Source organism: Pseudomonas sp. NPDC088444, assembly GCF_044900175.1.
Classification (GTDB): Bacteria; Pseudomonadota; Gammaproteobacteria; order Pseudomonadales; family Pseudomonadaceae; genus Aquipseudomonas.
In genome coordinates this window covers 110,515-135,749 of record NZ_JBJDNK010000009.1, presented here as the reverse complement: position 1 = coordinate 135,749, position 25,235 = coordinate 110,515, and the positions used below count along the sequence as shown (strand labels likewise).

The 25,235-nt window shown below is 59.7% G+C and carries 24 protein-coding genes and 1 riboswitch; of the genes, 10 read left to right on the top strand and 14 right to left on the bottom strand.

What is annotated here, in order from left to right; translation table 11 throughout:
• Nucleotides 1–82 precede the first annotated feature (82 nt).
• The 4 genes from ACI2KB_RS18695 to ahcY all read right to left on the bottom strand — a co-directional run bounded on the left by ACI2KB_RS18695 (nucleotide 83) and on the right by ahcY (nucleotide 4,635).
• Nucleotides 83–907, bottom strand: a complete 825-nt coding sequence (locus ACI2KB_RS18695) for a substrate-binding periplasmic protein (protein WP_404636677.1) — start codon at nucleotides 905–907, stop codon at nucleotides 83–85.
• A gap of 82 nt (nucleotides 908–989) precedes the next feature.
• Nucleotides 990–2,078, bottom strand: coding sequence for a hypothetical protein (locus ACI2KB_RS18690; protein WP_404636676.1), 1,089 nt, complete (start codon nucleotides 2,076–2,078; stop codon nucleotides 990–992).
• Nucleotides 2,079–2,185: 107 nt separating this feature from the next.
• The gene (metF, locus tag ACI2KB_RS18685) at nucleotides 2,186–3,031 is read right to left on the bottom strand and encodes a methylenetetrahydrofolate reductase [NAD(P)H] (protein WP_404636675.1); all 846 of its coding nucleotides are present in this window, start codon (nucleotides 3,029–3,031) and stop codon (nucleotides 2,186–2,188) included.
• 194 nt (nucleotides 3,032–3,225) lie between these two features.
• Nucleotides 3,226–4,635, bottom strand: coding sequence for an adenosylhomocysteinase (gene ahcY, locus ACI2KB_RS18680; RefSeq protein WP_404636674.1), 1,410 nt, complete (start codon nucleotides 4,633–4,635; stop codon nucleotides 3,226–3,228).
• Nucleotides 4,636–4,656: 21 nt separating this feature from the next.
• Nucleotides 4,657–4,758, bottom strand: a riboswitch (S-adenosyl-L-homocysteine riboswitch).
• A gap of 200 nt (nucleotides 4,759–4,958) precedes the next feature.
• Here ahcY and ACI2KB_RS18675 point away from each other — a divergent pair.
• The gene (locus tag ACI2KB_RS18675) at nucleotides 4,959–5,363 is read left to right on the top strand and encodes an acyl-CoA thioesterase (protein WP_108237708.1); all 405 of its coding nucleotides are present in this window, start codon (nucleotides 4,959–4,961) and stop codon (nucleotides 5,361–5,363) included.
• Between the two features lie 126 nt (nucleotides 5,364–5,489).
• On the opposite strand, the gene otnI is transcribed toward ACI2KB_RS18675, so the two are convergent.
• From otnI to ACI2KB_RS18645, 6 genes are all read right to left on the bottom strand, one after another.
• Complete coding sequence (otnI, locus tag ACI2KB_RS18670; RefSeq protein ID WP_404636673.1) at nucleotides 5,490–6,281, bottom strand: 2-oxo-tetronate isomerase; 792 nt, start codon at nucleotides 6,279–6,281, stop codon at nucleotides 5,490–5,492.
• An 18-nt stretch (nucleotides 6,282–6,299) separates the two neighbouring features.
• Nucleotides 6,300–7,757 carry an SLC13 family permease gene (locus tag ACI2KB_RS18665; protein ID WP_404636672.1) on the bottom strand — a complete coding sequence of 486 codons (1,458 nt, stop codon included), beginning with the start codon at nucleotides 7,755–7,757 and terminating at the stop codon, nucleotides 6,300–6,302.
• A gap of 91 nt (nucleotides 7,758–7,848) precedes the next feature.
• A complete protein-coding gene (locus ACI2KB_RS18660) occupies nucleotides 7,849–8,487 on the bottom strand; it encodes an aldolase (protein ID WP_404636671.1) in 639 nt (212 codons plus the stop codon).
• Nucleotides 8,484–9,776, bottom strand: a complete 1,293-nt coding sequence (gene otnK / locus ACI2KB_RS18655; protein ID WP_404636670.1) for a 3-oxo-tetronate kinase — start codon at nucleotides 9,774–9,776, stop codon at nucleotides 8,484–8,486. Before otnK ends, ACI2KB_RS18660 begins: the two co-directional genes overlap by 4 nt.
• A gap of 10 nt (nucleotides 9,777–9,786) precedes the next feature.
• Nucleotides 9,787–10,821, bottom strand: a complete 1,035-nt coding sequence (gene ltnD, locus ACI2KB_RS18650) for an L-threonate dehydrogenase (RefSeq protein ID WP_404636669.1) — start codon at nucleotides 10,819–10,821, stop codon at nucleotides 9,787–9,789.
• A gap of 212 nt (nucleotides 10,822–11,033) precedes the next feature.
• A complete protein-coding gene (locus tag ACI2KB_RS18645) occupies nucleotides 11,034–11,852 on the bottom strand; it encodes a DeoR/GlpR family DNA-binding transcription regulator (protein WP_404636668.1) in 819 nt (272 codons plus the stop codon).
• A 236-nt stretch (nucleotides 11,853–12,088) separates the two neighbouring features.
• On the opposite strand from ACI2KB_RS18645, the gene ACI2KB_RS18640 reads away from it, so the two are divergent.
• The 3 genes from ACI2KB_RS18640 (at nucleotide 12,089) to ACI2KB_RS18630 (ending at nucleotide 13,896) form a co-directional block, all read left to right on the top strand.
• Nucleotides 12,089–12,928 (top strand): EamA family transporter, encoded by an 840-nt coding sequence (locus ACI2KB_RS18640; RefSeq protein ID WP_404636667.1) that lies wholly within the window; start codon nucleotides 12,089–12,091, stop codon nucleotides 12,926–12,928.
• A gap of 30 nt (nucleotides 12,929–12,958) precedes the next feature.
• Complete coding sequence (locus ACI2KB_RS18635; protein WP_404636666.1) at nucleotides 12,959–13,345, top strand: MAPEG family protein; 387 nt, start codon at nucleotides 12,959–12,961, stop codon at nucleotides 13,343–13,345.
• A 98-nt stretch (nucleotides 13,346–13,443) separates the two neighbouring features.
• On the top strand, nucleotides 13,444–13,896 hold the full coding sequence (locus tag ACI2KB_RS18630) for a c-type cytochrome (RefSeq protein WP_404637013.1): 453 nt from the start codon (nucleotides 13,444–13,446) through the stop codon (nucleotides 13,894–13,896).
• 153 nt (nucleotides 13,897–14,049) lie between these two features.
• On the opposite strand, the gene ACI2KB_RS18625 is transcribed toward ACI2KB_RS18630, so the two are convergent.
• The 4 genes from ACI2KB_RS18625 to ACI2KB_RS18610 all read right to left on the bottom strand — a co-directional run bounded on the left by ACI2KB_RS18625 (nucleotide 14,050) and on the right by ACI2KB_RS18610 (nucleotide 18,669).
• A complete protein-coding gene (locus tag ACI2KB_RS18625; RefSeq protein ID WP_404636665.1) occupies nucleotides 14,050–14,454 on the bottom strand; it encodes a DUF1090 domain-containing protein in 405 nt (134 codons plus the stop codon).
• A 62-nt stretch (nucleotides 14,455–14,516) separates the two neighbouring features.
• Nucleotides 14,517–16,202, bottom strand: a complete 1,686-nt coding sequence (ligB, locus tag ACI2KB_RS18620) for an NAD-dependent DNA ligase LigB (protein ID WP_404636664.1) — start codon at nucleotides 16,200–16,202, stop codon at nucleotides 14,517–14,519.
• A 260-nt stretch (nucleotides 16,203–16,462) separates the two neighbouring features.
• Entirely contained in the window at nucleotides 16,463–17,653 is a 1,191-nt protein-coding gene (gene metK, locus ACI2KB_RS18615; RefSeq protein ID WP_404636663.1) for a methionine adenosyltransferase, read from the bottom strand.
• A gap of 20 nt (nucleotides 17,654–17,673) precedes the next feature.
• A complete protein-coding gene (locus tag ACI2KB_RS18610) occupies nucleotides 17,674–18,669 on the bottom strand; it encodes an ArsR/SmtB family transcription factor (protein ID WP_404636662.1) in 996 nt (331 codons plus the stop codon).
• Nucleotides 18,670–18,928: 259 nt separating this feature from the next.
• Here ACI2KB_RS18610 and tkt point away from each other — a divergent pair, with 259 nt between their 5' ends.
• The 6 genes from tkt (at nucleotide 18,929) to fba (ending at nucleotide 25,207) form a co-directional block, all read left to right on the top strand.
• Nucleotides 18,929–20,926, top strand: a complete 1,998-nt coding sequence (tkt, locus tag ACI2KB_RS18605; RefSeq protein ID WP_404636661.1) for a transketolase — start codon at nucleotides 18,929–18,931, stop codon at nucleotides 20,924–20,926.
• A gap of 186 nt (nucleotides 20,927–21,112) precedes the next feature.
• Nucleotides 21,113–22,162: an erythrose-4-phosphate dehydrogenase gene (gene epd, locus ACI2KB_RS18600; protein ID WP_404636660.1), complete on the top strand. Its 1,050-nt coding sequence runs from the start codon at nucleotides 21,113–21,115 to the stop codon at nucleotides 22,160–22,162.
• 16 nt (nucleotides 22,163–22,178) lie between these two features.
• Nucleotides 22,179–23,342 (top strand): phosphoglycerate kinase, encoded by a 1,164-nt coding sequence (locus tag ACI2KB_RS18595; RefSeq protein WP_404636659.1) that lies wholly within the window; start codon nucleotides 22,179–22,181, stop codon nucleotides 23,340–23,342.
• Between the two features lie 28 nt (nucleotides 23,343–23,370).
• Entirely contained in the window at nucleotides 23,371–23,598 is a 228-nt protein-coding gene (locus ACI2KB_RS18590) for a hypothetical protein (RefSeq protein ID WP_404636658.1), read from the top strand.
• A 99-nt stretch (nucleotides 23,599–23,697) separates the two neighbouring features.
• A complete protein-coding gene (locus ACI2KB_RS18585) occupies nucleotides 23,698–24,021 on the top strand; it encodes an MliC family protein (RefSeq protein ID WP_404636657.1) in 324 nt (107 codons plus the stop codon).
• A 121-nt stretch (nucleotides 24,022–24,142) separates the two neighbouring features.
• A complete protein-coding gene (gene fba, locus ACI2KB_RS18580) occupies nucleotides 24,143–25,207 on the top strand; it encodes a class II fructose-bisphosphate aldolase (RefSeq protein ID WP_404636656.1) in 1,065 nt (354 codons plus the stop codon).
• Nucleotides 25,208–25,235: the final 28 nt, after the last annotated feature.

The window sequence follows — 25,235 nt, the reverse complement described above, 5'->3', positions numbered from 1 at the left end:
TGCTGACGTGATCGAGAAGTCTTCTGGGAGACCGAGCATCCGGGCGTAAGCCTGGCGGGAACGCCGGAGTATAACAGAGCAATCACAATGCGCTGCGTTCGTGCTGCTCAACGGTTTTTTCAGCGCTGTGCGTCGCGGGTCCGGTCGGGGCATTTGCAGGTGCCACCAGCGTTTCCCCAGTGTAGCGCTCCACCAGTTGAGCGTAAGCGGGTTCGCGCTTGAAACGCTTCAGTTCTGCACCGAAGCGTTGTACCAGAAAATCCATGCCCGCGTTGCGTCGCAGCGCGAGAAATTGCTCGCGGGTGCTCAGGACTGTGGGCAATTGGCTTACCTGATCGCTCAACCCCAGTTGCGCCAGCATTTGCTGGCCTAGGCGGCGGTCTGTCACCAGCAAGTCGATGCGGCCCCGGATCAATTTGCCAAAGTTGGCTTCATGGCTGGGGGCGGGTTCGCGAATGAATGCGGTCGAACTGTCGAATTCCGGGGTGTACAGGTAGCCCGGAGAAATCCCCACGGTCAGGCCTTTGAGGTCGTCGAGGCGGTTGAAGGGATGAGGTCGTGCGTTGGCCTGAAACAGTACCCAGTTCACGTCGGACAAGGGTTCGTTTGGGTACAGCAGCAAATCGTCTCGCTCGTTGACCTTGAAGATATCCAGCGCGCCATCGGCTTCGCCTTGTTGCAACATCAGCAGGCAGCGTTTCCACGGCAGGAATTGCCACTGTACTTCGATGCCCAGCCGCTGAAAGACGATAGCCGTGGTTTCGTAGTCCAGCCCCGAGGCCTGGCCGTTTTCGACCATCGCATAAGGCGCCCAAGGTTCGGTCACGATGCGCAGCTTCTCGCCCAGAACGTTGAAGCTCAGGCAAATGAGAAGGAGGGTGAGCAGCAAGCGAGCGGTCGGCGACATGGCGCGAGAGTACGACGCGCGCCTCGGGATGAGAAGCGAAAATCCAGAGCAACGCATGAAAGCCGCCGCTCTGGAATGCAGGTCAGTGCTCGGTTTGTGTTTTGACCAGGTGCTGGAAGATCGCCTCGCGTTGACGTCCCAGCAGTCGTCGGACGGCCCAGTGGTCGAGCCACTGTTTGAGCTGTTCCTGCGGAATGCGGCGTTTCATTCGCTGTTCAGCGTTGCTGAATGCCTTTTCCCACCAGGCGTGGGAGCATGCCCGGTCGAACTCGTTCGGGTAATCGCAGCAGCCATAAAGCACTTCACGAACGAACTGCCGTTGCTGAGCAGGTACGGCAAGTGTCGCGCCTTTGTAGACCAGGCGTTGGAACGTCGACGGGCGAGGCAGTTTTTCGGAAACGTTGACGGTGTCCGCCAGCGCATGATCGCTCAACGGATCGCTCGCGTGCTTGTTCAGCCAGGCGCGCACCTTGGCCCGGAACAGCTGTTTGCGGCTCCAATAGTGATGAATCAGGTCGGGGCATTCGGCCACGCTCAGGGAGCGATAGGCGGCGATTCCCAGGCAGAACTCTTCCATGATCACGGCGCCCGGTACGCGGGGAAAATACTCGTCCATCAAGGCGATCGACTTATCCAGCACAGCAATGTCCTGACGCATCAGACCGATGACGCCGGAGTTGATGAGGACCATCTGGTCGTCGGCCAGGTTGCGCTGTGCGAGCTCCTTGGCCAGTACGGTGTAAAGCGAGGACTCTTTGTAATCGACAAAGCGCAGGCGTAGCGCATTGCACAGCAAGGTGCCGGGCTGAATTCGCTCGAACAGTGCCATCGGGGAGTGGTGGAAGAATGTATCGGTGTCGATCAGGATCGCTTTGTCCGATTCTTCCAGTACCGTGCGCGCCACCATGTGCTTGCAACGGAAGTGGTACTGATGCGGCCCGCTCCAGGTGTGGCGTAGCTCAGTATCGAAAGGCCTTATCCGAACGGGCAGCTCTCGATAAGGTTCGGGGTTATCGGTGAATACCTGAATGTCAAAAGGGCGCTCGGCCAGGTCACGGGTTTTGGCCCATGCACTGGCAATACTGAACACCGCTTCTTGATGGTAGGTCTCGGCACCGAAGACCAGATAAACCAACTGCGGGCGAGAGGTACTGCTATTAGGTGAGGTCAACTGCTTGGAATCCGTCTCGGTAGGGCATTGGCAGGCTCTGTGCTATCAGCCTGCCGAACGAACATTACCCTATAGTGACCGGGGTGTTCGAGACAGATTTCCGCCATTTACCGGGGCAGCTTCAGATTGTTCCAGACAGACAGGCTAGGTTCAGCCTGGTTCATCGTGTAGAAGTGCAAACCCGGTGCGCCGCCTTGCAACAATCGCTCGCACATCTGTGTCACGACCTGCTCGCCAAACGCCAGGATGCTCGCTGAATCGTCGCCGTAAGCTTCCAGTTGTTTGCGAATCCAGCGTGGGATTTCTGCGCCGCAGGCATCAGAAAAGCGCGCCAGCTTGCTGTAGTTGGTGATGGGCATGATGCCCGGCACGATCGGGATGTTCACACCCAGCTTCTGCACGCGCTCGACGAAGTAGAAATAGCTGTCGGCGTTGAAGAAGTATTGGGTGATGGCGCTGTCGGCACCGGCATTGGCTTTGCGCACGAAGTTCTTGATGTCGTCTTCGAAATTGCGCGCCTGTGGATGCATTTCAGGATAAGCGGCGACTTCGATGTGGAAGTGGCTGCCAGTTTCTTCACGGATGAAGCTCACCAGATCGTTGGCGTGAAGCAATTCGCCGCCGGAGGTGCCCATCCCGGATGGCAAGTCACCGCGCAGCGCGACGATGCGGTTGATGCCGGCTTCCTGATATTGCTTGAGCAGACCGCGCAGATCGGCCTTGCTGTCACCCACGCACGACAGGTGCGGAGCGGACGGAATGTTCACTTCTTTTTCCAGTTGCATCACGGTACTGATCGTACGTTCGCGCGTGGACCCGCCCGCACCGTAGGTGCAGGAGAAGAAGTCAGGGTTGTAGCCTGCCAGCGTACGGGCAACGGCCATCAGTTTTTCATGACCAGCGTCGGTCTTCGTCGGGAAGAATTCGAAGCTGTAGCGACGGTCTTGGGACATGGTCGTATCCTGGGAAACTCTAAAACCTGACTCAAATCCTGTGGGAGCCGGCTTGCTGGCGAAAGCGTCAGGTCAGACACATCAATTTTGCCTGACCTGACGCTTTCGCCAGCAAGCCGGCTCCCACAGAGTAGCGGTCGTTCGTGCGGGAGTGGCTTGCCCATGACGGTGGGCAAGCCACTCCCGCAGACGTATCAGTAGCGGTAAGCGTGCGGCTTGAACGGACCTTCGACGGTCACGCCGATGTAGTCGGCCTGGGTCTTGGTCAGTTTGGTCACGACGCCGCCGAAGCCACGTACCATTTCCAGTGCCACTTCTTCGTCCAGCTTCTTCGGCAGAACTTCGACGGTCAGGCGCTCGGCTTTCTGAGCCGGGCTCAGGTCAGCGTATTTCTGGCCGAACAGGAAGATCTGAGCCAGGACCTGGTTGGCGAACGAGCCGTCCATGATGCGGCTTGGGTGACCGGTGGCGTTGCCCAGGTTCACCAGACGGCCTTCGGCCAGCAGGATCAGGTAGTCGTCGTTCTGTGGGTCGAACTCGCCAGCGCCGGTACGATGGATCTTGTGCACCTGAGGCTTCACTTCTTCCCATGCCCAGTTCTTGCGCATGAAAGCGGTGTCGATTTCGTTGTCGAAGTGACCGATGTTGCAGACCACAGCGCGTTTTTTCAGCGCTTTGAGCATGTTCGCGTCGCAGACGTTGACGTTGCCGGTGGTGGTCACGATCAGGTCGATCTTGCCCAGCAGAGCCTTGTCGATGCTGGCTTCGGTGCCGTCGTTTTCGCCGTTGATGAACGGCGAAACCACTTCGAAACCGTCCATGCAGGCTTGCATGGCGCAGATCGGGTCAACTTCGGTGACTTTAACGATCATGCCTTCCTGACGCAGGGACTGAGCCGAGCCCTTGCCCACGTCGCCGTAGCCGACAACCAGCGCTTGCTTGCCCGACAGCAGGTGGTCGGTGCCCCGCTTGATGGCGTCGTTCAGGCTGTGACGACAGCCGTATTTGTTGTCGTTCTTGCTCTTGGTGACCGAGTCGTTGACGTTGATCGCAGGGATCTTCAGTTCGCCCTTGGCCAGCATGTCCAGCAGGCGGTGAACGCCGGTGGTGGTTTCTTCGGTGACGCCGTGGATGCGCTCCAGCATCTGCGGGTATTTCTTGTGCAGGATCTCGGTCAGGTCACCGCCGTCGTCGAGGATCATGTTGGCGTCCCAAGGCTGACCGTCTTTCAGGATGGTCTGTTCGATGCACCACTCGTACTCTTGCTCGGTTTCACCTTTCCAGGCGAACACCGGGATACCGGCAGCGGCGATAGCGGCAGCGGCCTGGTCCTGAGTCGAGAAAATGTTGCAGGACGACCAGCGTACTTCGGCACCCAGGGCAACCAGGGTTTCGATCAGCACGGCAGTCTGAATGGTCATGTGGATGCAGCCCAGAATCTTCGCGCCCTTGAGCGGTTGCTCACCGGCATACTTGCGACGCAGGCCCATCAGGGCTGGCATTTCGGATTCAGCGATGATGGTTTCGCGACGGCCCCAGGCAGCCAGGGAAATGTCCGCGACCTTGTAGTCGTTGAAATCGTTGGGCGTCAGTACAGCGCTCATAAAGAGTCTCCATTCGTAGTGTGCGAATGGGCGCCGTTGTGCGTTTAAGGCCTGCCCGAAGCGAGCAGACAACGCCCCATCCGAGCCTGACAGGTCTGACCTGCTGCAGCGCCCCTCGGACAGGTGGCGGGAAAACGGTATCAAGCGGTGATGACCGTTTTTTGAAGCGGGGGAGAGTATAGCGGCGTCTCTGGTTCAGCCCAAGAGGCGCGTTCAGATAAATGACGAGCGACTAATCGAGACCATAGTCGATGCTCAATGGAGGTTAATGCCCAGGGCTGGCACTATGCTGGTCATCAACAGGCAGATGACAGGAGCGAATCATGAATTTCCACACTCGCAAGTGGGTAAAGCCCGAAGACCTCAACCCGAACGGCACGCTGTTCGGTGGCAGCCTGCTGCGCTGGATCGACGAAGAGGCGGCGATCTACGCCATCGTGCAACTGGGCAACCAGCGTGTGGTGACCAAGTACATCTCCGAGATCAACTTCGTCAGCGCCTCGCGCCAGGGTGACATTATTGAGTTGGGCATCACCGCTACGGAGTTTGGCCGTACGTCGATCACCCTGATGTGTGAAGTGCGCAACAAGATCACCCGCAAGAGCATTCTGACGGTCGACAAAATGGTGTTCGTGAATCTGGGAGAGGACGGTTTGCCCGCACCGCATGGCAAGACCGAGATTACGTACATCAAGGACCAGTTCAAGGAAGAAGTGATCGGCGAATGATTTGACGAAACGAACAAACCTTGTGGGAGCCGGCTTGCTGGCCAAGGCGGTGTGTCATTCAGCGTTGTGCTGTCTGGCCTGACGCCTTCGCCAGCAAGCCGGCTCCCACGGGTTTAGCGGTGTATGTTACGCCGGGTTAGCAGCTTTCCAATCTCGCAACCACTGCAACCCTTCGCTGGTATCGCCCTTCGGACGGTACTCGCAGCCGATCCAGCCGGTGTAACCCAGGCGGTCGATTTCTTCGAAGATCCACGGGTAATTCACTTCGCCCAGATTCGGCTCGTGACGATCCGGCACGCCCGCGATCTGGATGTGGCCGACGCCTGCGAAGTCGCGACGCAGTTTGCTGATCACATCGCCTTCGACGATCTGGCAGTGGTAGAAGTCGAACTGCACTTTCAGGTTCGCCTCGCCCACTTCCTTGCACACCGCTTGGCCCTGATCTTGACGGTTCAGGAAGAAGCCCGGCATGTCGCGGGTGTTGATCGGCTCGATCAGCACCGTGACACCTACTTTGGCCGCTTCCTGCGCCGCGTAGCGCAGGTTTTCGATGTACACCGCGTGGTGCTTCTCGCGCAGGTCTTCGCTCGGCAGCAAGCCTGCCATCACGTGGACGCGATCGTTGCCCAGTACCGCTGCGTACTCCAGCGCCTTCTGAATGCCAGCGCGGAATTCCTCTTCACGACCCGGCAGCGAAGCAATGCCGCGCTCACCTTTGGCCCAATCACCCGGAGGGGCGTTGAACAGCGCTTGAGTCAGCTTGTTGTCGACCAGACGCTGTTTGATTTCGGCCGCCGTGAAATCGTACGGGAACAGGTATTCCACCGCCTCGAAACCGTCTGCCGCCGCAGCAGCGAAGCGGTCGAGGAAGTCGTGTTGCGGATACAGCATGCTGAGGTTGGCAGCGAAACGAGGCATGTTTGTCTCCAGAAGGGCTTAAACGAAAGGCCAGAGCAGCAAAGTGAACAGGAAGCCCAGTGTACCCAGAACGGTCACCAGGAAGGTCCAGTTGCGCAGGCCGTCACCGACGTTCAGGCCCGCCAGTTTGGTGAACATCCAGTAACCGGCGTCGTTGATGTGGGACATCGCCAGGCCGCCACCGCCCATGGCCAGACACAGCAGGGCCATGTGGTTGGCGGAGAGGTTCAGGGTCGCGATCAGCGGGCTGAGGATACCGGCAGTGGTCACCAGCGCCACGGTGGTCGAGCCTTGAACAGCGCGCAACAGCAGGGTCAGGATGAAGCCCAGCGCCAGAACCGGCAGGCCAGTGCTGCGCAGTGCTTCAGACACCACGGCGCCGATACCGGTATCGACCAGCACTTTACCGAACACGCCGCCCGCACCGGCAATCAGGATCACCATCGCCACGCCCGGCAAGGCCGAACCGATCACGTCAGACACTTGGCTACGGCTCCAGCCGCGACGCGAACCCAAAATCCAGGCACACAGCAGGGTGTCGATCAGCAGCGCAACCAGTGGCGCGCCGAGAACGGTCAGCACACTGCGCAGGCCTGAGTCGGCAGGCAGCATGGTGGTCGCCAGGGTGCCCAGCAGGATCAGGATAATCGGCAGCAGAATCAGCGCCACGATGAGGCCCGCGCCCGGTGCTGGCGCCTTTGGCAAGCGAGCGGCCAGGCTGCTGGCGCTCTCTTCCAGACCCAGCTCTTTGGTGTGGGTAGCTTCTTTGGCGTTGGAGTAGTCGTTGTTCGCCCACGCCACCAAGTCTTCGTTGGTGATGTGCGGACCGTAGACTTCGCTGCGGATGTCGTCGGTCATCGGGACGGTCTTGCGGGTCATGCGACCGGCAATCACGTAGCCGATCAGGCACAGCACTGCGACCATCGGAATACCGAACATCAGCACGCGGCCCAGATCAGCACCCAGTTGACCGGCTGCCGCGACAGCGCCCGGATGCGGCGGCAGGAACGCGTGAACCGACAGCAGCGCCGCGCACATTGGCAGGGCGAAGATCAGCAGCGGCTTGCGAGCTGCGCGAGCAACGCCGTAGGCCAGTGGCATGAGGATGATCACGCCCACTTCGAAGAACACCGGAATGCCGACCATGAAACCGGCCACGGTCAACGCCAGCGGCGTGCGCTTGTTGCCGAAGCGATTGATCAGCGTCTTGGCCAGCGCTTCCGCGCCGCCGGACAGTTCAATGATGCGACCGATCATGGCACCCAGCGCGATGATGATCGCGATGTGGCCGAGGGTCTTGCCCATGCCGCCTTCGATGGTCGCCACCAGATCGGCCGGTTTTACCCCGGCGACCAGCGCGACGATGATGCTGACCAGCATCAGGGCCACGAACGGCTGGAATTTGTATTTGAGTACGAGCAGGAGCAACAGCGCGATACCGGCTCCAGCGATGGTCATGAGAAGTAGTGGGGTCATGTCGTGTTGGGTGTCCTGTTGTTATTGTTTCCGGCGTGCCGGGTTGCCAAAGGCCGCCGAAACGGCCTTCAGTCAAACACTGTTTAAGGCGTTACCAGGTCACGCCGAAGGCCTGACGCAGATCGTCCAGTGCTGCTGCGTCCAGCGGCTCGGGTTTGGGATTGCTCATCAGCCACAGACGCGCAGTCTCTTCCAGCTCTTCCAGGGCGTAGGCCGCCTTGGCCACAGAGCTTTCCCAGACCACCGGCCCCAGCCGCTCAAGCATCACGCCACGCACGCTGTTCGCCAGTTTCGCCACCTGTTCGGCGACTTTCGGCGAGCCAGGGCGCTCGTACGAGATCAGCGGGATGTGACCGACTTTCATCACTTGATACGGGGTGATGGGCGGCAGAATGTCGTCCGGTCGCCAAACGCCTGCGAGGGTCAGCGCCACCAAATGCGTGGAGTGGGTGTGCACCACGCCGCCGACGCCCGGATTACGGTCGTAGACTTCGCGGTGCAGCATCAGGGTTTTGGACGGTTTGTCGCCGGAAACCCATTCGCCAGCCAGATTGACCTTGGCGATGGCCGCCGGATCGAGACGACCCAGGCACGCGTCGGTCGGGGTGATCAGCCAGCCATCATCAAGGCGCGCGCTGATGTTGCCAGCGCTGCCTACGGTGTAGCCGCGTCCGAACAGCAGGCGGCCGATGTCGCAAATCTCTTCACGCAGTTTGTTTTCGGCGCTCATTTCGCACCGCCTGCAAGCTGCTTCAGGGCCTTGTCAAAGAAATCGCGGCCACCGAAGTTGCCGGATTTCAGCGCCAGTGCCAAAGGCTGCTCGCCGCTGCTGATGGTCGCCGGAACGCCAGGATCGATCTGCGCGCCGATTTTCAGCAGGCTCACGCCCAGCGCCTGAACGACGGCTCCTGAGGTTTCACCGCCTGCGACAACGAAGCGCTTCACGCCCGACTCCAGCAGACCTTTGGCGATCTTGCCCAAGGCTTCCTCGACCATCGCGCCTGCGCGCTCGACACCCAGCTTTTGCTGCACGGCTTTGACTTGATCCGGGCTGCTGGTGGCGTAGATCAGGACGGTCTGGCCGGCATCGCGAGCAAAGGCCAATGCGTCTTCAACCACTGGCTTACCGTCGGCCAATGCCAGCGGGTCAATGCGCAGGGCGGGGCGCTTGGCTTCCAGCCACGCTGCGACCTGACCGTTGGTGGCGACCGAAGCGCTACCGGCCAGGACCACTTCGCCGCCGTTGACCGGCTCAAGCTGAGCGGCGTCGATGTTGCGCAGTTTGCCCGCTTTGCGGAAGTTGCCCGGCAGGCCTAGTGCCAGACCCGAACCGCCGGTCAGCAGCGGCAGATCAGCGCAGGCTTCGCCCAGCACATACAGATCAGCGTCAGACAACGCGTCAGCAATGGCCATGGTCACGCCATCGGCACGCAGCTCGGCGATGCGCGCACGCACGCCTTCCGCGCCTTTGGCGATGCTGTCGTAACGCAGCAGGCCGACTTTCTTTTCGGTCTGCGATTGCAGCACGCGCACCAGGTTGGCGTCGGTCATCGGCGTCAGCGGGTGGTTTTGCATGCCGCATTCGTTGAGCAGTTGGTCCTGCACGAACAGGTGACCACGGAAAATGGTCCGGCCGTTTTCCGGGAACGCTGGGCAGGCGAGGGTGAAGTCGCTGCCCAGTGCTTCCAGCAGCGCTTCGCTGACCTGGCCGATGTTGCCTTTGGCGGTCGAATCGAAGGTGGAGCAATATTTGAAGAAGATCTGCTCGCAGCCACGATCACGCAGCCATTGCAGGGCTTGCAGCGATTCCTCGACCGCTTCGGCAGTCGGCGTGGTGCGGGATTTCAGGGCGATGACGATGGCGTCGGCGTCCAGCTCCGACAAGCTGTCAGCGCTCGGGATACCAATGCTTTGCACGGTGCGCATACCGCCGCGTACCAGCATGTTGGCCAGGTCAGTGGCGCCGGTGAAGTCGTCGGCAATGCAGCCCAGCAGAGGGCGCGGAGTCGTGGTGCTCATCTGCGATTCCTCAGTCGTTGGCGGCTTTGGCGCCCGGCAGGGTGATGCCCGGGAAGATTTTGATCACGGCGGAGTCGTCTTCACGGCCAAAGCCTGCGGTCGACGCCTGCATGAACATTTGGTGCGCGGTGGACGACAGCGGCAGCGGGAATTTGCTGGCGCGGGCGGTATCCAGTACCAGCCCCAAATCCTTGACGAAGATGTCCACAGCCGACAGAGGCGTGTAGTCAGCCTTGAGGATGTGCGGCACGCGGTTTTCGAACATCCACGAGTTACCGGCGCTGTTGGTGATCACTTCGTACAGTGCGTCAGCGTCAACGCCTTCACGCAGACCCAGCGCCATGGCTTCGGCGCTCGCAGCAATGTGCACGCCCGCCAGCAACTGGTTGATGATTTTGACTTTCGAGCCCAGGCCATGAGCGTCTCCCAGACGATAAACCTTGCCCGCCATGCCATTCAGGACAGCGTCAGCTTTGGCGTAAACGTCGGCAGGGCCGGAGGTCATCATGGTCATCTGACCGGCTGCGGCTTTAGCAGCGCCGCCAGAGATTGGCGCATCGAGGTACAGCAGACCTTTTTCGGTCAGGCGCTGGCCCAGCTCAATGGCGAAAGTAGGGGCGACGGTGGCGCAACCGATGATCAGCCTGCCCGGCTTGAGCGCGGCGACAGCGCCGTTTTCGCCAAACAGGACGGTTTCGGTTTGCTCGGCATTGACGACGACGGTGATGATCACGTCGCAAGCGGCAGCCATGGCGGCCGGGGTTGCACAAGCAACACCGCCCTCGCTGGCGAATTGTTCGGTGACCGCTGCACGTACGTCGCAGGCATGAACGTTGAATCCGCTGCGCAACAGGGAGCGTGCGATGCCAAGACCCATGGCACCCAGTCCAATTACGCCGACGTTCTTGTTATTCATGTGTCTCTCCTCGGGTTGAGCGCCGAAGTTTAGCCAGCACTCGAACGGTGTTTGTTCTGATCTGTTAAAGATAGTGAACCTGTGAGCGGATAATGTGAAGCAGTTTTTCAATTTAACAAAAGTTAACATTGATCGTTTTTTGATCAGACACAAAAAAGCCCCGGTTTAGAGCCGGGGCTTTCAGGGTGCAAAGGTCGCGTTTTACTGGGCCTATTGTTTGACGCAGAACCTGTGGGAGCCGGCTTGCTGGCCAAGGCGGTGTGTCAGTCCACTCATCTGTGATTGATCTCACGCATTCGCCAGCAAGCCGGCTCCCACAAGGGCCATCTCACGGCATGGATTCAGCGCTTGTCGACCGACGCCAACATCAACTCAACTCCCTGAGCACGAATGCTGTCAGCCGCCGCCTGGGCCAATCCGTCGTCACTGATGATCGCGTCGAACTGCTCAAGACTCGCCACCTTGTACATGCCGAACGTGCCGTATTTGGAACTGGTGGTCAGCAGCACGCTGCGTGACGCCGCCTGCATGGCTGCCTGCTTGACCTCCACTTTCAGCGCCGAAGGCGTTGTCGTGCCGCGCTGCAAATCCCACGAACTGGTGGACATGAACGCCACGTCGGTCGCCAGATGGCGCAAGGTCGCCGCCGCCAGCCCGCCTACGCAGGAACGGTTCGGGTGATCCAGCAGCCCGCCCGTATGAATCACGTTCACATGGGTGGCATCGGCCAGCGCATTGACCACGCCAAAGTCGTTGGTCACCACCGTCATGCCAGCCAGTGCGGCGATGTGCGGCACCAGCTCCAGCGTGCTGGTGCCCGCGTCCAGATAGACCGTCATCTCCGGGTGCAGCAGTCCGGCAGCCAGACGCGCCATGGCCTGCTTGTGCGGCAGTTCGACGACAGCTTTCGATTGATGGCTCGGCTCGCTGTGCACCTGGCTTGCGATGCGCACGCCGCCCGTCACTGAATACGCGCGGCCGCTCTGTTCGAGCAATGCGATGTCGCGGCGGATCGTCATGTGCGAGCAATCGAACATTTCCATCAACTGGTGCACGCTGAGCACCTGGTGTTTGCGTAACTGACGCAGCATCAGCTCACGGCGCTGATCGGGAATCATGGGCGCTGCACCACTGACGGTGGTGTCTTCTTCGCTGGACATTGAGGCTCCTGGGGCATTGCGGTACAGCCGGTGTCGGCTGTGATGGCTGGCATCTTAGCCAAACGTCGGGGCGGTCGCAGCAGTGAAAAACATCGAAATTCACACCCCTGCATCGCGTGTTCCTGCCTTGGGAATCCTTTATCCTCAACCGCCACGGGGTGTGAGGGCGAATCGATGCCTGCCCGACAAGAAGAAAAAATCGCTCGGCCCTGCGTTCGGGCGGATAAGGAGAGCAAGTGCTCGCGACAACGTTGGTTCTGATCGCAGCGGTGCTGCATGCCACCTGGAACACCCTCATCAAATTCAGCGGCGAACGTGTGTTAGTGATCGCCAGCATGGACGTCGTCGCGTTTGCGCTGGCGGTATTGGCGCTGGGGTTCGTTTCGCCACCTCCTTTGCATATCTGGCCATGGTTGGTGGCGTCGGCATTGTTCGAATTGCTTTATCGCGTGCTGCTGATCAAGGCCTATCGGGTGGGCGATCTGGGTTTGGTCTATCCGTTGATGCGCGGACTTTCACCGCTGGTGGTGCTGGCCCTGACGCTGATCTTCGCCGGGGAACACCTGACGACCCAGCAGATTCTCGGCATCTTGCTGATTCCCTGCGGCATGATCTGCCTGCTGTGGCAGGGCGGCGGCGGAGACCGGTTGCCGTGGTCGATGCTACCGGTGGTGGCAATGATCGGGCTGTGCATCGGCTGCTACACCTTTATTGACGGGCAGGCACTCAAGCGCGGCATTGCGCCGCTGGATTACATGGTGTGGTTGACGCTCATCAGTGCGTGGCCTTTTCCGCTGTTGGCGATGGTCAGCAAGCGTCCCGCATTCACCCTGTTCTGGCGGGAGCAGTGGAAACTGGGCTTGAGCGTAGGATTTTGCGTGTTATTGAGCTATGCCTTGGTGTTGTGGGCGATGCAGCTGGGGTCGGTGGCAGAAGCGGCGGCCTTGCGTGAGGTCAGCGTCGTGCTGGTGGTGCTGTTCGGTATGCGCTACCTGAAAGAACCTTTCGGTCGGCCACGGCTCTTAGCCTGTGGGTTGGTATTACTCGGAATGCTTCTGATGAAGCTCAGGTTTTAAAGACGCTCATATTTAAAAAGGAAGATTCAAATGACCGTTGCCTTCTGGTGCGTGTTGATCGTGATTCTGCTGCCGCTCGTATGCACGTCGATTGCCAAGTTCGGCAGCGGCAGGTTTGCCCTGCGCGACAACCACAACCCTCGGGATTTCCTTGAGCGTCTAGAAGGTCTGCCCCGTCGAGCTCATGCTGCCCAGCAAAACAGCTTTGAAGCCATTCCCGGTTTCGCTGCGGGCGTAATCATTGCCCACATCGCGGGCGTTGCGCAGTTGGTGACCATCGATGTGTTGGCCGTGTTGTTCGTCACCACGCGCTTGCTCTATATCATTTTCTACCTGACCGACCTTGCGGCCCTTCGCTCACTGGTGTGGTTCATTGGCCTGGCGCTGGTCGTTGCGTTGTTCGGCATCTCGGTCTGACGGGATAGCTATCCTTCACTTGGGTTTTCAATGGCGCGCGCAGATACTGGCGGCCATTTTTTCAGCCATGAGCCGCCATGAAGTCGAAGCGCGTTGCCATGAAAAACATTCGGTTGATCAGTCTGCTGTTGATGGCCGCAGTGGGGTTGAGTGCCTGCGGCGGTGTTGATCCAAACTCGCCGCTCGGCCAGCGCAAGGCGATTTTCAAGCAGATGCTCAAGACCAGCGAAGACACCGGCGGCATGTTGCGCGGTCGATTGCCATTCGACGGGCCGAAATTCGCCGAGGGTGCGGTCAAGCTCGATGCGTTGTCTCACGAACCGTGGAAGCATTTTCCCGCAGTGAAAGAGTCGGAGCACACCAGCGCCAAGGACGCCGTCTGGCAGCGACAGGCGCGTTTTCAGGAATTGGCCCGAGCGCTGGAGGCCCGGACCGGGGAGTTGGTTATTGCGACCAAAACCCTTGAGCTGAACCCCGCCAACATGATCCCGCCGATGAACAACGTCGAAGATGCCTGCGATGTGTGCCACAAGGAGTTTCGCGATCACTGAAAGCAGCCGCGGATAAGCGTGTGGGAGCCGGCTTGCTGGCGAAAACGTTGTGTCAGCTCCATCATCTGCTGCTGATACACCGCATTCGCCAGCAAGCCGGCTCCCACAAAATCTATCTCATGCCAGAAGGCGTATCAGCGGAGGGGTTTGGCCTCATTCGTCGTCTTCATCCGGCTGAATCTCTTCCAGCTTCTGCTGCTCGTCTTGCAACTCCTTGCGCGACTCAGCCAGCTTGTCCTTGCGCTTGTTGATCTTGTCCGCATCACCTTTCTTCATCGCCTTGTCCAGATCTGCCTGGCGCTTGCCGACTTCCTGCTTGGCCTCCAGCACTTTCTTCTCTTGGGCCTTGATCAAACCGGCATCAGTGCAGTGGTCGGTATTTTCAGCAAGGGCCTTTTCCAGTCCGGCCTGTTGCTCACCGTTGCCGGCCGCTTTGGCCTGGTCAATCTGGGTCTGGATATCGGCGCGCTTGGCTTCGCACAGTGGTTCAGCGGCGAACAGTGGGGTCGCCAGAATCCCGCAGGCGGCGAACACCATCAGGGGGGACAGAAAATTCATGAGTGCTCCTTGAAAACGCAGGCCCGGACGGGCAGCAAACCACCGGCCGGGCGAAAAAATGACTAAAAACCGTGAATACCGTATTCCCGCAACTGCATCGCCAACGCTTGCACCTGCGGGTCTTGAAAAAATGCTACCAATTGCTTCGCACGACCCGGGCCAATTCCAGGTTCAACGCGCCATTGGTCAACACTGCGCGCTGACAAAACGGCCCATGAATCACCCAGGTTCACACCCGCTGTGGGCGGCAAACCGATGGCTTTGAGCCAAACTTCGAACGATTGTTCGCGGGCATCCTGAAAACTCTTCAGCAGTTTAGCGCTGCTTCGCTCGCCGAGGCCGGGAATGTTAGCGATCTGTGCACCATCAAGGCGCATCCAGTCCAGTAAACCACTGAGTTCCCCGCCCTCGATCAGCTTGTCCCACGTCCCTGGACCGACACCGCTCATTGCCAGTCCTTTCTTGCCACTGAGCCACTTCAAGCGCTCACGAAACTGGCCCTCGCAGCCTTCAATCGGCTCCCAGCAACTTAAGGCGTGATACTTGGCGGTATCCGGCACGTTCAGGGGCACCCGTTCGACACTGCGCGTCACCACGCCGTCCAGACGCGGAATGGTCAGCCCCGCCAGGCTGATCGCTACCTGATCGCCGGGCCGGATATCCAGCATTTTCCAGCGTTTCAAAGAACCCACGCTGATCCGGCTGATCGTGCGGTCGTCCAGCTGCACCGGCTCGATATCCAGCACAGGCGTGACCTTGCCGCTGCGCCCGATGTTGAACTCCACCTTGCGCACCGCTCCCAAAGCCTGAGCGAACGGATATTTCCATGCGGCGATCCAGTAGGGTGCTTTGGCCCGCCAGCGATCGACCGTTGGGCGATTTCCCTGACGTAAGATGACGCCATCGGTCGCGAATGGCAGGGCGCTTTTGTACCAGTGCTCGCGCCATTTCTTCGCCTGCACGAAGCTCTCGAAGGGTTCGCTCAAGTTGAGGCTGTCTTCAAAACCCAATGCTCGCAAACTGTCCAGCCGCTCACGCATGTCGGCAGGGCCTTGTGGCCAGTCCCAGACAAACAGCCCAATCTGCGCGCCCTCGGCTTCGGTGATGTCCGTTCGTGCCAGCAAACCGGCCACCTTGCTGCGAGCCTTGAGACTGCCCGCCCGGGCTTGCACATGGCGGGGCAAGCGCCAATACAACTCGCCTTGCAGCACCATGGGCGCCTTCTCTTTTAATGTGCGGGGGATTGCATCGATCTTTCGCGCATGTGTTGTCCAGTCTTGTCCTTTGTTCCCATCTCCACGGCTGATCGCCTTCACGAACTCTCCGTTTTCATACACCAGCGTCACTGCGACACCATCGACTTTCGGTTGAATCCACAGGTCGCTTTTGCCCCTGAGCCAAGCCTGTACGGCGCTTTCGTCCAGCAACTTATTCACCCCGGTATGCGGTACCGGGTGACTGTGCTTACCCCTCGCCGTCTTGAGCGGGTCAGGCTCGGGGGAGCCAATTTCGGCGAAACATTCGCGCAAGAGCGACAAGCGTCGCACCGATTGGTCGTACAACTCATCCGCGACCAGGGAAATGCCCTGCCGGTGGTAACTGTCGTCCCAATGAGCGATCTGCTCTTGTAGGCCGCGCATCTCGCTTTGGGCCTTGGCGGGAGGCCATTGAGGGCAGGTTTTAGCGGTTGTGAGGGTGGAGAAGAAGGCGATAGCAACGCAGAGGACTGAGCGGGAGAAGGGCAGCATCGGTGCATCCTTGCTGAGAACAGGAAGCGTCAAGGCTAGGGTTTCGTGCGGGATGATTCAGCGGTCATCCGTTACCAGGCTTTTCTGGGTGGTTCAGGGTGTAATAAATACAGGTCGGGTTCGTTTTGTGCGGGGATGTGTCCTTACAAAGGCTGCTCATTGTTACTGCTAAAACGGAGGGCGTTGCGATATACGCATGAAAAGCCCCTGACGACTCACATCGTCAGGGGCTTTTCTTTACTCGGTGCCGCTAGGGCGTATTACAGACCGGCAGCAGCGCGCAGGGCGTCGGCGCGGTCGGTTTTTTCCCAAGTGAACGTGGTGAAGGTATCTTCGCCCACGGTCTTGGTTTGCGGCGTGCGACCGAAGTGGCCGTAGGCTGCGGTTTCCTGGTACATCGGGTGCAGCAGGTCGAGCATTTTGGTGATTGCGTATGGACGCAGGTCGAAGTGCTCGCGGACCAGTTTGATGATCTTGTCATCGCTGATCTTGCCGGTGCCGAAGGTGTTCAGCGAGATCGAGGTCGGTTGGGCAACACCGATGGCGTAGGAGACCTGAATCTCGCAACGCTCGGCCAGGCCAGCAGCGACAATGTTCTTGGCCACGTAACGGCCAGCGTACGCTGCCGAACGGTCAACCTTGGATGGGTCCTTGCCGGAGAAGGCGCCGCCACCGTGGCGAGCCATGCCGCCGTAGCTGTCGACGATGATCTTGCGACCGGTCAGGCCGCAGTCGCCCACCGGGCCGCCAATGATGAACTGGCCCGTCGGGTTGATGTGGAACTGGGTGTCTTTGTGCAGCAGGTTGGCTGGTAGCACGTTCTTGACGATCAGTTCCATCACGCCTTCGCGCAGGTCGGCGTAGGACACTTCCGGGTTGTGCTGAGTCGACAGAACCACCGCGTCGATGCCGACCACGATGCCGTTTTCATAGCGGCAGGTGACCTGGGATTTGGCGTCCGGACGCAGCCATGGCAGCAGGCCCGATTTACGCGCTTCGGCTTGGCGCTGGACCAGTTGGTGCGAGAAGGCGATCGGCGCAGGCATCAGCGCTGCGGTTTCGTTGCTGGCGTAGCCGAACATCAGGCCTTGGTCGCCCGCGCCTTGATCCTCTGGCTTGGCACGGTCAACGCCCTGGTTGATGTCAGGGGATTGCTTGCCGATGATGTTCATTACGCCGCAGGTCGCGCCGTCGAAACCGACATCGGAGCTGGTGTAGCCAATGTTGCTGATCACGTCGCGAACGATCTGCTCCAGATCAACCCACGCACTGGTGGTGACTTCGCCCGCCACGATGGCCACGCCAGTCTTGACCAGGGTTTCCACGGCGACGCGCGCGTGTTTGTCCTGAGCAATGATGGCGTCCAGCACCGCATCGGAGATCTGGTCGGCGATTTTATCCGGATGCCCTTCGGACACGGACTCGGAGGTGAAAAGGGAGTATTCGCTCATCTCGACAATTTTCCTGAGTGTTACCGATGGTGAGTGTCGCCAGTCGGTCGCTGAAAGTGGCGGACCTGAATCTGGAAACCATTGCGTAAACCGATGTACAGACTTTCTCCGGGGACCAACCCCGCCGCGAGGGCCCAACGGGCCAGATCTTCTTGTTCGAACCCTAACCAGAGGTCGCCGCAGGCTTCTTTGGCCCAGCTCTGGTCGTGGCTGCACAACTCTGTCACCAGCAGGCTACCGCCGGGTTGCAGCAGGTTGGCCAGTTGTTTCAATGCATCGGCAGGCGCTGCAAAGTGATGAAGCACCATGTTCAAAACGACGCAGTCGCCCGAAACGTTAGCGCTGGACAGGGCGTCGGCCAGTTTCAGCTCGACGTTGTTCAGTGCCTTCTGCTCACAGAGCGTACGCGCCAGTTCAAGCATCGCCGGGCTGTTGTCCAGCCCCGTGACATGCCGAAAGCGTTGCGCCAGGTCAGGCAGAAAACCGCCATCGCCGGGACCGACTTCCACCGCCGTGGCGTCGGCATCGAAGCTCAGTTTGTCCAGCAGCGACAGCAGGCTGTCGCGGTATTGGGCCAGTCCTGCGATCAGGTCCTGCTGAGCCCGAAATTTTTCGGCGGTGCGTGCGAAGAAGTCCTGACTGGCATTGGCGCGCTGACGGTGAACCAGGCCGATACGGGCCTGTACGTCTTCGGGCAGTGTCAGGTTGTCGGCTTCTTCCAGCAGGGCCGCGTGCAATTTGCCGCCGAACTGATCGATGTGGGGCAGGGCGCGGCGATAGAAGATCGCATTGCCTTCGCGACGGGTTGCCACCAGATCGGCCTGGGCCAGCACCTTTAAATGGTGACTCATGCCCGACTGGCCCATGGCAAATATCTGCGCCAGTTCCAGTACGCCGAACGAGTCGTTGGAGAGTGCGCGCAAAACGTTCAGCCGCAACGGATCGCCACCGGCTTTGCACAAGGCTGCCAGTTCATCGCTTTGGTCATGGCTGAAAGTGGGCGCACTGAGATTCATAAGGCTGGCAGTCTAGTGATCGACTGCGTGTGTCGCAAGGGCAATATCAAAAAGTTTTGATATTGCTCGATGGGTGGTGATTTGCCGTCGCGGCGATTACGTCACTTAAGGGCAAATCCGACGCAATGCTGGAGAAATATCCTGCACAACTGCGGAAAATCGTGTCTGAGCCTTGATCTGTCATTGCCCCGAAGCAGTGCCTGAGGGAAAATGGCCGCCTTTTTCAGATCCCACTTCTTTCTGCCCCAGGAGATCAGCGATGCCAAGCCGTCGTGAGCGTGCCAATGCCATTCGTGCACTCAGCATGGATGCCGTGCAAAAGGCCAACAGCGGCCACCCAGGTGCCCCAATGGGCATGGCGGATATCGCTGAAGTCCTTTGGCGCGACTACCTGAAACACAACCCGGCCAACCCGCTGTTCGCCGACCGTGACCGGTTCATCCTGTCCAACGGCCACGGCTCGATGCTGATTTACTCGCTGCTGCACCTGACCGGCTACGACCTGTCCATCGATGACCTGAAGAACTTCCGTCAACTGCACAGCCGCACGCCGGGTCACCCGGAATATGGCTACACCCCAGGTGTTGAAACCACCACCGGCCCATTGGGTCAGGGTTTCGCCAACGCTGTAGGTTTCGCTGTCGCCGAGAAGACACTGGCTGCACAGTTCAACCGCCCGGGCCACAACATCGTCGACCACCACACCTACGTGTTCATGGGTGATGGCTGCATGATGGAAGGCATTTCCCACGAAGTCGCTTCGCTGGCCGGTACTCTGCGCCTGAACAAGCTGATCGCTTTCTACGACGACAACGGCATCTCCATCGACGGCGAAGTCGAAGGCTGGTTCACCGACGACACGCCGAAGCGCTTCGAGTCCTACGGCTGGCTGGTGATCCGCAACGTCGACGGCCATGACGCCGATGAGATCAAGACCGCCATCGACACCGCTCGCAAGAGCGACAAGCCGACCCTGATCTGCTGCAAGACCACCATCGGTTTCGGTTCGCCGAACAAGCAGGGCAAGGAAGAGTGCCACGGCGCGCCACTGGGCAACGACGAAATCGCCCTGACCCGTGCTGCGCTGAAATGGACCCACGGTCCGTTCGAAATCCCGGCTGACATCTACAAAGAGTGGAGCGCCAAGGAAAAAGGTCTGGCGACCGAAGCCGAGTGGGACCAGCGTTTCGCGGCCTACTCCGCTGCTTTCCCTGAGTTGGCTAACGAGCTGATCCGTCGCATGAGCGGCGAGCTGCCAGCCGACTTCGCCGAGAAATCCGCCGCTTACGTCGCGGAAGTCAACGCCAAGGGCGAAACCATCGCCAGCCGTAAGGCCAGTCAGAATGCCCTGAGCGCCCTCGGCCCGCTGCTGCCTGAGTTCCTGGGCGGTTCGGCTGACCTGGCCGGTTCCAACCTGACCATCTGGAAAGGTTGCAAGTCCATCACTGGCGAAGACGCCAGCGGCAACTATCTGCACTACGGTGTGCGCGAATTCGGCATGGGCGCCATCATGAACGGCATCGCCCTGCACGGCGGTTTCGTTCCGTACGGCGCGACTTTCCTGATCTTCATGGAATATGCCCGCAACGCGGTGCGCATGTCCTCGCTGATGAAACAGCGCGCGATCTATGTGTTCACCCACGACTCCATCGGTCTGGGCGAAGACGGTCCGACGCACCAGCCTATCGAGCAACTGACCAGCCTGCGCACCACGCCGAACCTGGACACCTGGCGCCCAGCCGATGCCGTGGAGTCGGCCGTAGCCTGGAAACACGCCATCGAGCGTAACGACGGTCCGTCGGCGCTGATCTTCTCCCGCCAGAACCTGCCGCATCAGGCTCGTGATGCGCAGCAACTGGAGAACATCAACCGGGGTGGTTATGTACTGCGCGACTGCAACGGCGAGCCGGACCTGATCCTGATCGCGACCGGTTCGGAAATCGGCTTGGCCGTTCAGGCATTCGACAAGCTGACCGCTGACGGCAAGAACGTGCGTGTTGTTTCGATGCCATGCACCAGCGTCTTCGAAAGCCAGGACGCGCTGTACAAGCAGTCCGTTCTGCCGCTGGAAGTCAGCGCCCGTATCGCCATCGAAGCCGCTCACGCTGACTACTGGTACAAGTACGTCGGTCTGGAAGGTCGCGTGATCGGCATGACCACCTTCGGTGAGTCCGCTCCTGCGGCGGCGCTGTTCGAAGAGTTTGGCTTCACGCTGGAAAACGTCATCAGCACCGCTGAAGAGCTGCTGGAAGACTAAGAAGGTGCGCTCCCCTTGTAGGACGTGGCTTGCCCGCGATCTGCTGCGCAGCGGCAGTGAAACCTGACGGCGTCGATGTGCCTGACACAACGCGTTCAACGGGTTTGCTGCCGGTTCCCGGCAGATCGTGGGACAAGTCACGTTCCTACAGGGATATATGCAACGCCCGCATTTGCGAGAACCCTCATGCCTCAACCACATCCTTTCAAAGTCGCCCTCAACGGTTACGGTCGTATCGGTCGCTGCGTCCTGCGCGCGCTGTGCGAGCGGGGTGCGAAGGCGGGTTTCGAGGTGGTGGCGATCAACGATCTGGCTGACATGGCCAGTCTCGAATACCTCACGCGCTTTGACTCCACCCATGGCCGGTTCCCCGGCGAAGTGCGGGTCGAAGGCGATTTTCTGCACATCAACGATCACGTCATCAAAGTGTTCCGCAGCGCGACGCCGGAAGGCATCGACTGGAACGAGCTGGACGTCGATCTGGTGCTGGAGTGCTCGGGTGTCTATCACACCCGCGCCGATGGCGAACGTTTCCTTTCTGCCCGCGCGCCTCGGGTGCTGTTTTCCCAGCCAATGGCCAGCGAGGCGGATGTCGACGCCACGATCGTCTATGGCATCAACCAGCAGACCCTGACCGGCGACGAGCGGCTGGTCTCCGCTGCGTCCTGCACCACCAACTGCAGCGTGCCGTTGCTGGACTTGCTGAACCGCGAGTTGGGCCTGGAATACGTCACCATCACCACGATTCACTCGGCGATGAACGACCAACCGGTGATTGACGCCTATCATCACGAAGATCTGCGTCGCACGCGCTCGGCGTTTCAGTCGATCATTCCGGTGTCCACCGGTCTGGCGCGTGGCATCGAGCGGCTGCTTCCGGAACTTGCAGGCCGAATTCAGGCCAAAGCAGTTCGTGTGCCGACGGTCAACGTCTCTTGCCTGGACATCACCATGCAGGTAGGGCGTGACACCGACGCGGTCGAGATCAACCGAATTCTGCGCGAGGCGGCGACCAGCGGCCCGCTCAAAGGCCTGCTGGCGTACACCGAATTGCCGCATGCCAGTTGTGATTTCAACCATGACCCTCATTCGGCCATCATCGACGCCAGCCAGACACGGGTTTCCGGCCCTCGGCTGGTCAACGTGCTGGCCTGGTTCGACAACGAATGGGGTTTTGCCAACCGAATGCTGGATGTCGCTGATCACTATCTGCGCAGTATCCATAAACAACAGTAATAAACAGGAACGCCTCATGACCGTGTTGAAGATGACCGACCTCGACCTGCAAGGTAAGCGCGTGCTGATCCGCGAAGACCTCAACGTCCCGGTCAAGGACGGTGTCGTCACCAGCGACGCACGCATCCTTGCTTCGCTGCCGACCATCAAACTGGCGCTGGAAAAGGGCGCTGCCGTCATGGTCTGCTCGCACCTGGGTCGTCCGACCGAAGGTGAATTTTCTGCCGAAAACAGCCTCAAGCCTGTTGCTGCGTACCTGAGCAAGGCGCTGGGTCGCGATGTGCCGCTGGTGGCGGACTACCTAGGCGGCGTGGACGTGAAGGCGGGCGATATCGTCCTGTTCGAAAACGTGCGCTTCAACAAGGGCGAGAAGAAAAACGCCGACGAGTTGGCGCAGAAGTACGCGGCCCTGTGCGATGTATTCGTGATGGACGCCTTCGGCACCGCTCACCGCGCTGAAGGCTCGACCCACGGCGTGGCCAAATTCGCCAAAGTGGCTGCCGCTGGCCCGCTGCTGGCGGCCGAGCTGGACGCACTGGGCAAGGCGTTGGGTAACCCGGCCAAGCCGATGGCGGCCATCGTCGCCGGTTCCAAGGTCTCGACCAAACTGGACGTGCTGAACAGCCTGAGCACCATTTGCGATCAACTGATCGTCGGCGGCGGCATCGCCAACACCTTCCTGGCTGCTGCCGGTCACAAGGTGGGCAAGTCCCTGTACGAGCCGGACCTGCTGGACACCGCCAAAGCCATCGCGGCCAAGGTCAGCGTGCCATTGCCGGTTGACGTGGTAGTCGCCAAAGCGTTCGCGGCGGACGCCGAAGCCACCGTCAAAAACATCGCTGATGTGGCCGACGACGACATGATTCTCGACATTGGCCCGAAAACTGCCGCACATTTCGCCGATTTGTTGAAATCTTCCAAGACTATTCTGTGGAACGGTCCGGTTGGCGTGTTCGAGTTCGACCAGTTCGGCAACGGTACCAAAGTGCTGGCTCAGGCCATCGCGGAAAGCCCGGCGTTCTCTATCGCGGGCGGTGGCGATACGCTGGCAGCAATCGACAAATACGGTGTGGGCGAGAAAATCTCCTACATCTCCACAGGCGGCGGCGCGTTCCTCGAATTTGTCGAGGGCAAAGTCTTGCCTGCCGTGGAAGTTCTGGAACAACGCGCCAAGGCTTGAGATTCAGGCCGAGGTGAAGGGGAGTGACATGATCAAGCCATTGCCGCTGTTCATCATGGCGGGTTTGCTGGTCGGTTGCGCGAGCAAGCCCGAGGCTCAGACGGCGCTCGACACCGCGCCGGACAAGCTTCAGGTCAGCTGCTATCAGGCAGGCTGGCAGGCTGAAACCGTACCGATCGTATACAAACGCGGCGGTCCTGAAGTCTGGGAAAAGTACGAGTTCATGCCTGCGGTCGGGCCGGTAGCCTGTCGCTGAATCTGAACTGATAGCGAGCAGGAACATCAGAAACAGAACTGCCCCTGGCGATCGAAGCATTGGTGAAGGCCATGTTTCGCAGGGGTTCCAGGAGTGGTAATGAAAGGCTTGATTGCCCTTGCGACACTGATGCTGCTGGGCGGTTGTGCCAGCATGAAGGCTTCTGAACCGGTTGCTCCCTGGACCCATTGGGTCTGCGACAGCAAGGCTGAGGTTTACTGGCGTTACGCTGATGCCGCGAAGAAAGAGGTCGATGTTCGTCTGAATCAGAGCGAGCAGGTATTCCGTCTGCAAGCCGCGCCCGGAGCTTCCGGCGCGCTGTATAGCAATGGCGTACTGGCCTTTGACAACAAAGGCAGCGAAGGACTGGTTTACTGGGACGCTACCAACGATTTGATCGGTCGAGGCTGCAAGGCGCCGTAAGGCGTTACGTGATCCAACCGATGCGACACCGGGCGCCATTGCAGTGCGCCCCTATAATTTGAATAGCCGCCGCTACGGCAGGCACACGCGACTAACGACCCTACCGGGAGAGAGACAGACAATGGCACTTATCAGCATGCGCCAGATGTTGGACCACGCCGCCGAATTCGGCTACGGCGTTCCTGCATTCAACGTGAACAACCTGGAACAGATGCGCGCCATTATGGAAGCGGCCGACAAGACCGATTCCCCGGTGATCGTTCAGGCTTCGGCCGGTGCGCGTAAATACGCGGGCGCCCCGTTCCTGCGCCACTTGATCCTGGCCGCTATCGAAGAATTCCCGCACATCCCGGTGGTCATGCACCAGGACCACGGCACCAGCCCTGATATCTGCCAGCGCTCCATGCAACTGGGCTTCAGCTCGGTGATGATGGATGGCTCGCTTGGCGTCGACGGCAAAACCCCGACCACTTACGAGTACAACGTTGACGTGACTCAGCGCGTTGTCGCCATGGCGCACGCGTGCGGTGTTTCCGTTGAAGGTGAGCTGGGTGTTCTGGGCTCGCTGGAAACCGGCATGGCCGGTGAAGAAGACGGCGTAGGCGCCGAAGGTCAACTGGACCATAGCCAGATGCTGACCGACCCGGAAGAAGCCGCTGACTTCGTGAAGAAAACCAACGTGGACGCCTTGGCCATCGCCATCGGCACCAGCCACGGCGCGTACAAGTTCACCAAGCCGCCGACCGGCGACATCCTGGCGATCGAGCGCATCAAAGAGATCCACAAACGCATTCCGAACACCCACCTGGTGATGCACGGTTCGTCGTCCGTTCCTCAGGAATGGCTGAAAATCATCAACGAGTTCGGTGGCGACATCAAAGAAACCTACGGTGTACCGGTCGAAGAAATCGTTGAAGGCATCAAGCACGGCGTACGTAAGGTCAACATCGACACCGACCTGCGTCTGGCATCGACTGGCGCCATCCGTGAATTCATGGCCAAGAACCCGGCCGAATTCGACCCACGTAAATACCTGGCGAAAACCGTATCGGCCATGCGCGACGTCTGCATCGCTCGTTACGAAGCCTTCGGCACCGCTGGCAACGCCTCGAAGATCAAACCGATCTCCCTGGAGAAAATGTTCGAGCGTTACGCCAAAGGCGAGCTGAACGCCAAGGTCAACTGATTATTCATTGATCAGGTTCTGACAAGAA

Coding starts and splice junctions, on each gene's coding strand:
- otnI (WP_404636673.1), bottom strand. CDS start 6,281: ATGCCTCGTTTCGCTGCCAACCTCAGCATGCTGTATCCGCAACACGAC.
- ACI2KB_RS18625 (WP_404636665.1), bottom strand. CDS start 14,454: ATGAATTTTCTGTCCCCCCTGATGGTGTTCGCCGCCTGCGGGATTCTG.
- ltnD (WP_404636669.1), bottom strand. CDS start 10,821: ATGTTAACTTTTGTTAAATTGAAAAACTGCTTCACATTATCCGCTCAC.
- ACI2KB_RS18660 (WP_404636671.1), bottom strand. CDS start 8,487: ATGAGCGCCGAAAACAAACTGCGTGAAGAGATTTGCGACATCGGCCGC.
- fba (WP_404636656.1), top strand. CDS start 24,143: ATGGCACTTATCAGCATGCGCCAGATGTTGGACCACGCCGCCGAATTC.
- ACI2KB_RS18665 (WP_404636672.1), bottom strand. CDS start 7,757: ATGACCCCACTACTTCTCATGACCATCGCTGGAGCCGGTATCGCGCTG.
- ACI2KB_RS18675 (WP_108237708.1), top strand. CDS start 4,959: ATGAATTTCCACACTCGCAAGTGGGTAAAGCCCGAAGACCTCAACCCG.
- ACI2KB_RS18590 (WP_404636658.1), top strand. CDS start 23,371: ATGATCAAGCCATTGCCGCTGTTCATCATGGCGGGTTTGCTGGTCGGT.
- metF (WP_404636675.1), bottom strand. CDS start 3,031: ATGTCCCAAGACCGTCGCTACAGCTTCGAATTCTTCCCGACGAAGACC.
- tkt (WP_404636661.1), top strand. CDS start 18,929: ATGCCAAGCCGTCGTGAGCGTGCCAATGCCATTCGTGCACTCAGCATG.
- ACI2KB_RS18585 (WP_404636657.1), top strand. CDS start 23,698: ATGAAAGGCTTGATTGCCCTTGCGACACTGATGCTGCTGGGCGGTTGT.
- epd (WP_404636660.1), top strand. CDS start 21,113: ATGCCTCAACCACATCCTTTCAAAGTCGCCCTCAACGGTTACGGTCGT.
- ahcY (WP_404636674.1), bottom strand. CDS start 4,635: ATGAGCGCTGTACTGACGCCCAACGATTTCAACGACTACAAGGTCGCG.
- ACI2KB_RS18595 (WP_404636659.1), top strand. CDS start 22,179: ATGACCGTGTTGAAGATGACCGACCTCGACCTGCAAGGTAAGCGCGTG.
- ACI2KB_RS18635 (WP_404636666.1), top strand. CDS start 12,959: ATGACCGTTGCCTTCTGGTGCGTGTTGATCGTGATTCTGCTGCCGCTC.
- ACI2KB_RS18610 (WP_404636662.1), bottom strand. CDS start 18,669: ATGAATCTCAGTGCGCCCACTTTCAGCCATGACCAAAGCGATGAACTG.
- ACI2KB_RS18630 (WP_404637013.1), top strand. CDS start 13,444: ATGAAAAACATTCGGTTGATCAGTCTGCTGTTGATGGCCGCAGTGGGG.
- ligB (WP_404636664.1), bottom strand. CDS start 16,202: ATGCTGCCCTTCTCCCGCTCAGTCCTCTGCGTTGCTATCGCCTTCTTC.
- metK (WP_404636663.1), bottom strand. CDS start 17,653: ATGAGCGAATACTCCCTTTTCACCTCCGAGTCCGTGTCCGAAGGGCAT.
- otnK (WP_404636670.1), bottom strand. CDS start 9,776: ATGAGCACCACGACTCCGCGCCCTCTGCTGGGCTGCATTGCCGACGAC.
- ACI2KB_RS18645 (WP_404636668.1), bottom strand. CDS start 11,852: ATGTCCAGCGAAGAAGACACCACCGTCAGTGGTGCAGCGCCCATGATT.
- ACI2KB_RS18695 (WP_404636677.1), bottom strand. CDS start 907: ATGTCGCCGACCGCTCGCTTGCTGCTCACCCTCCTTCTCATTTGCCTG.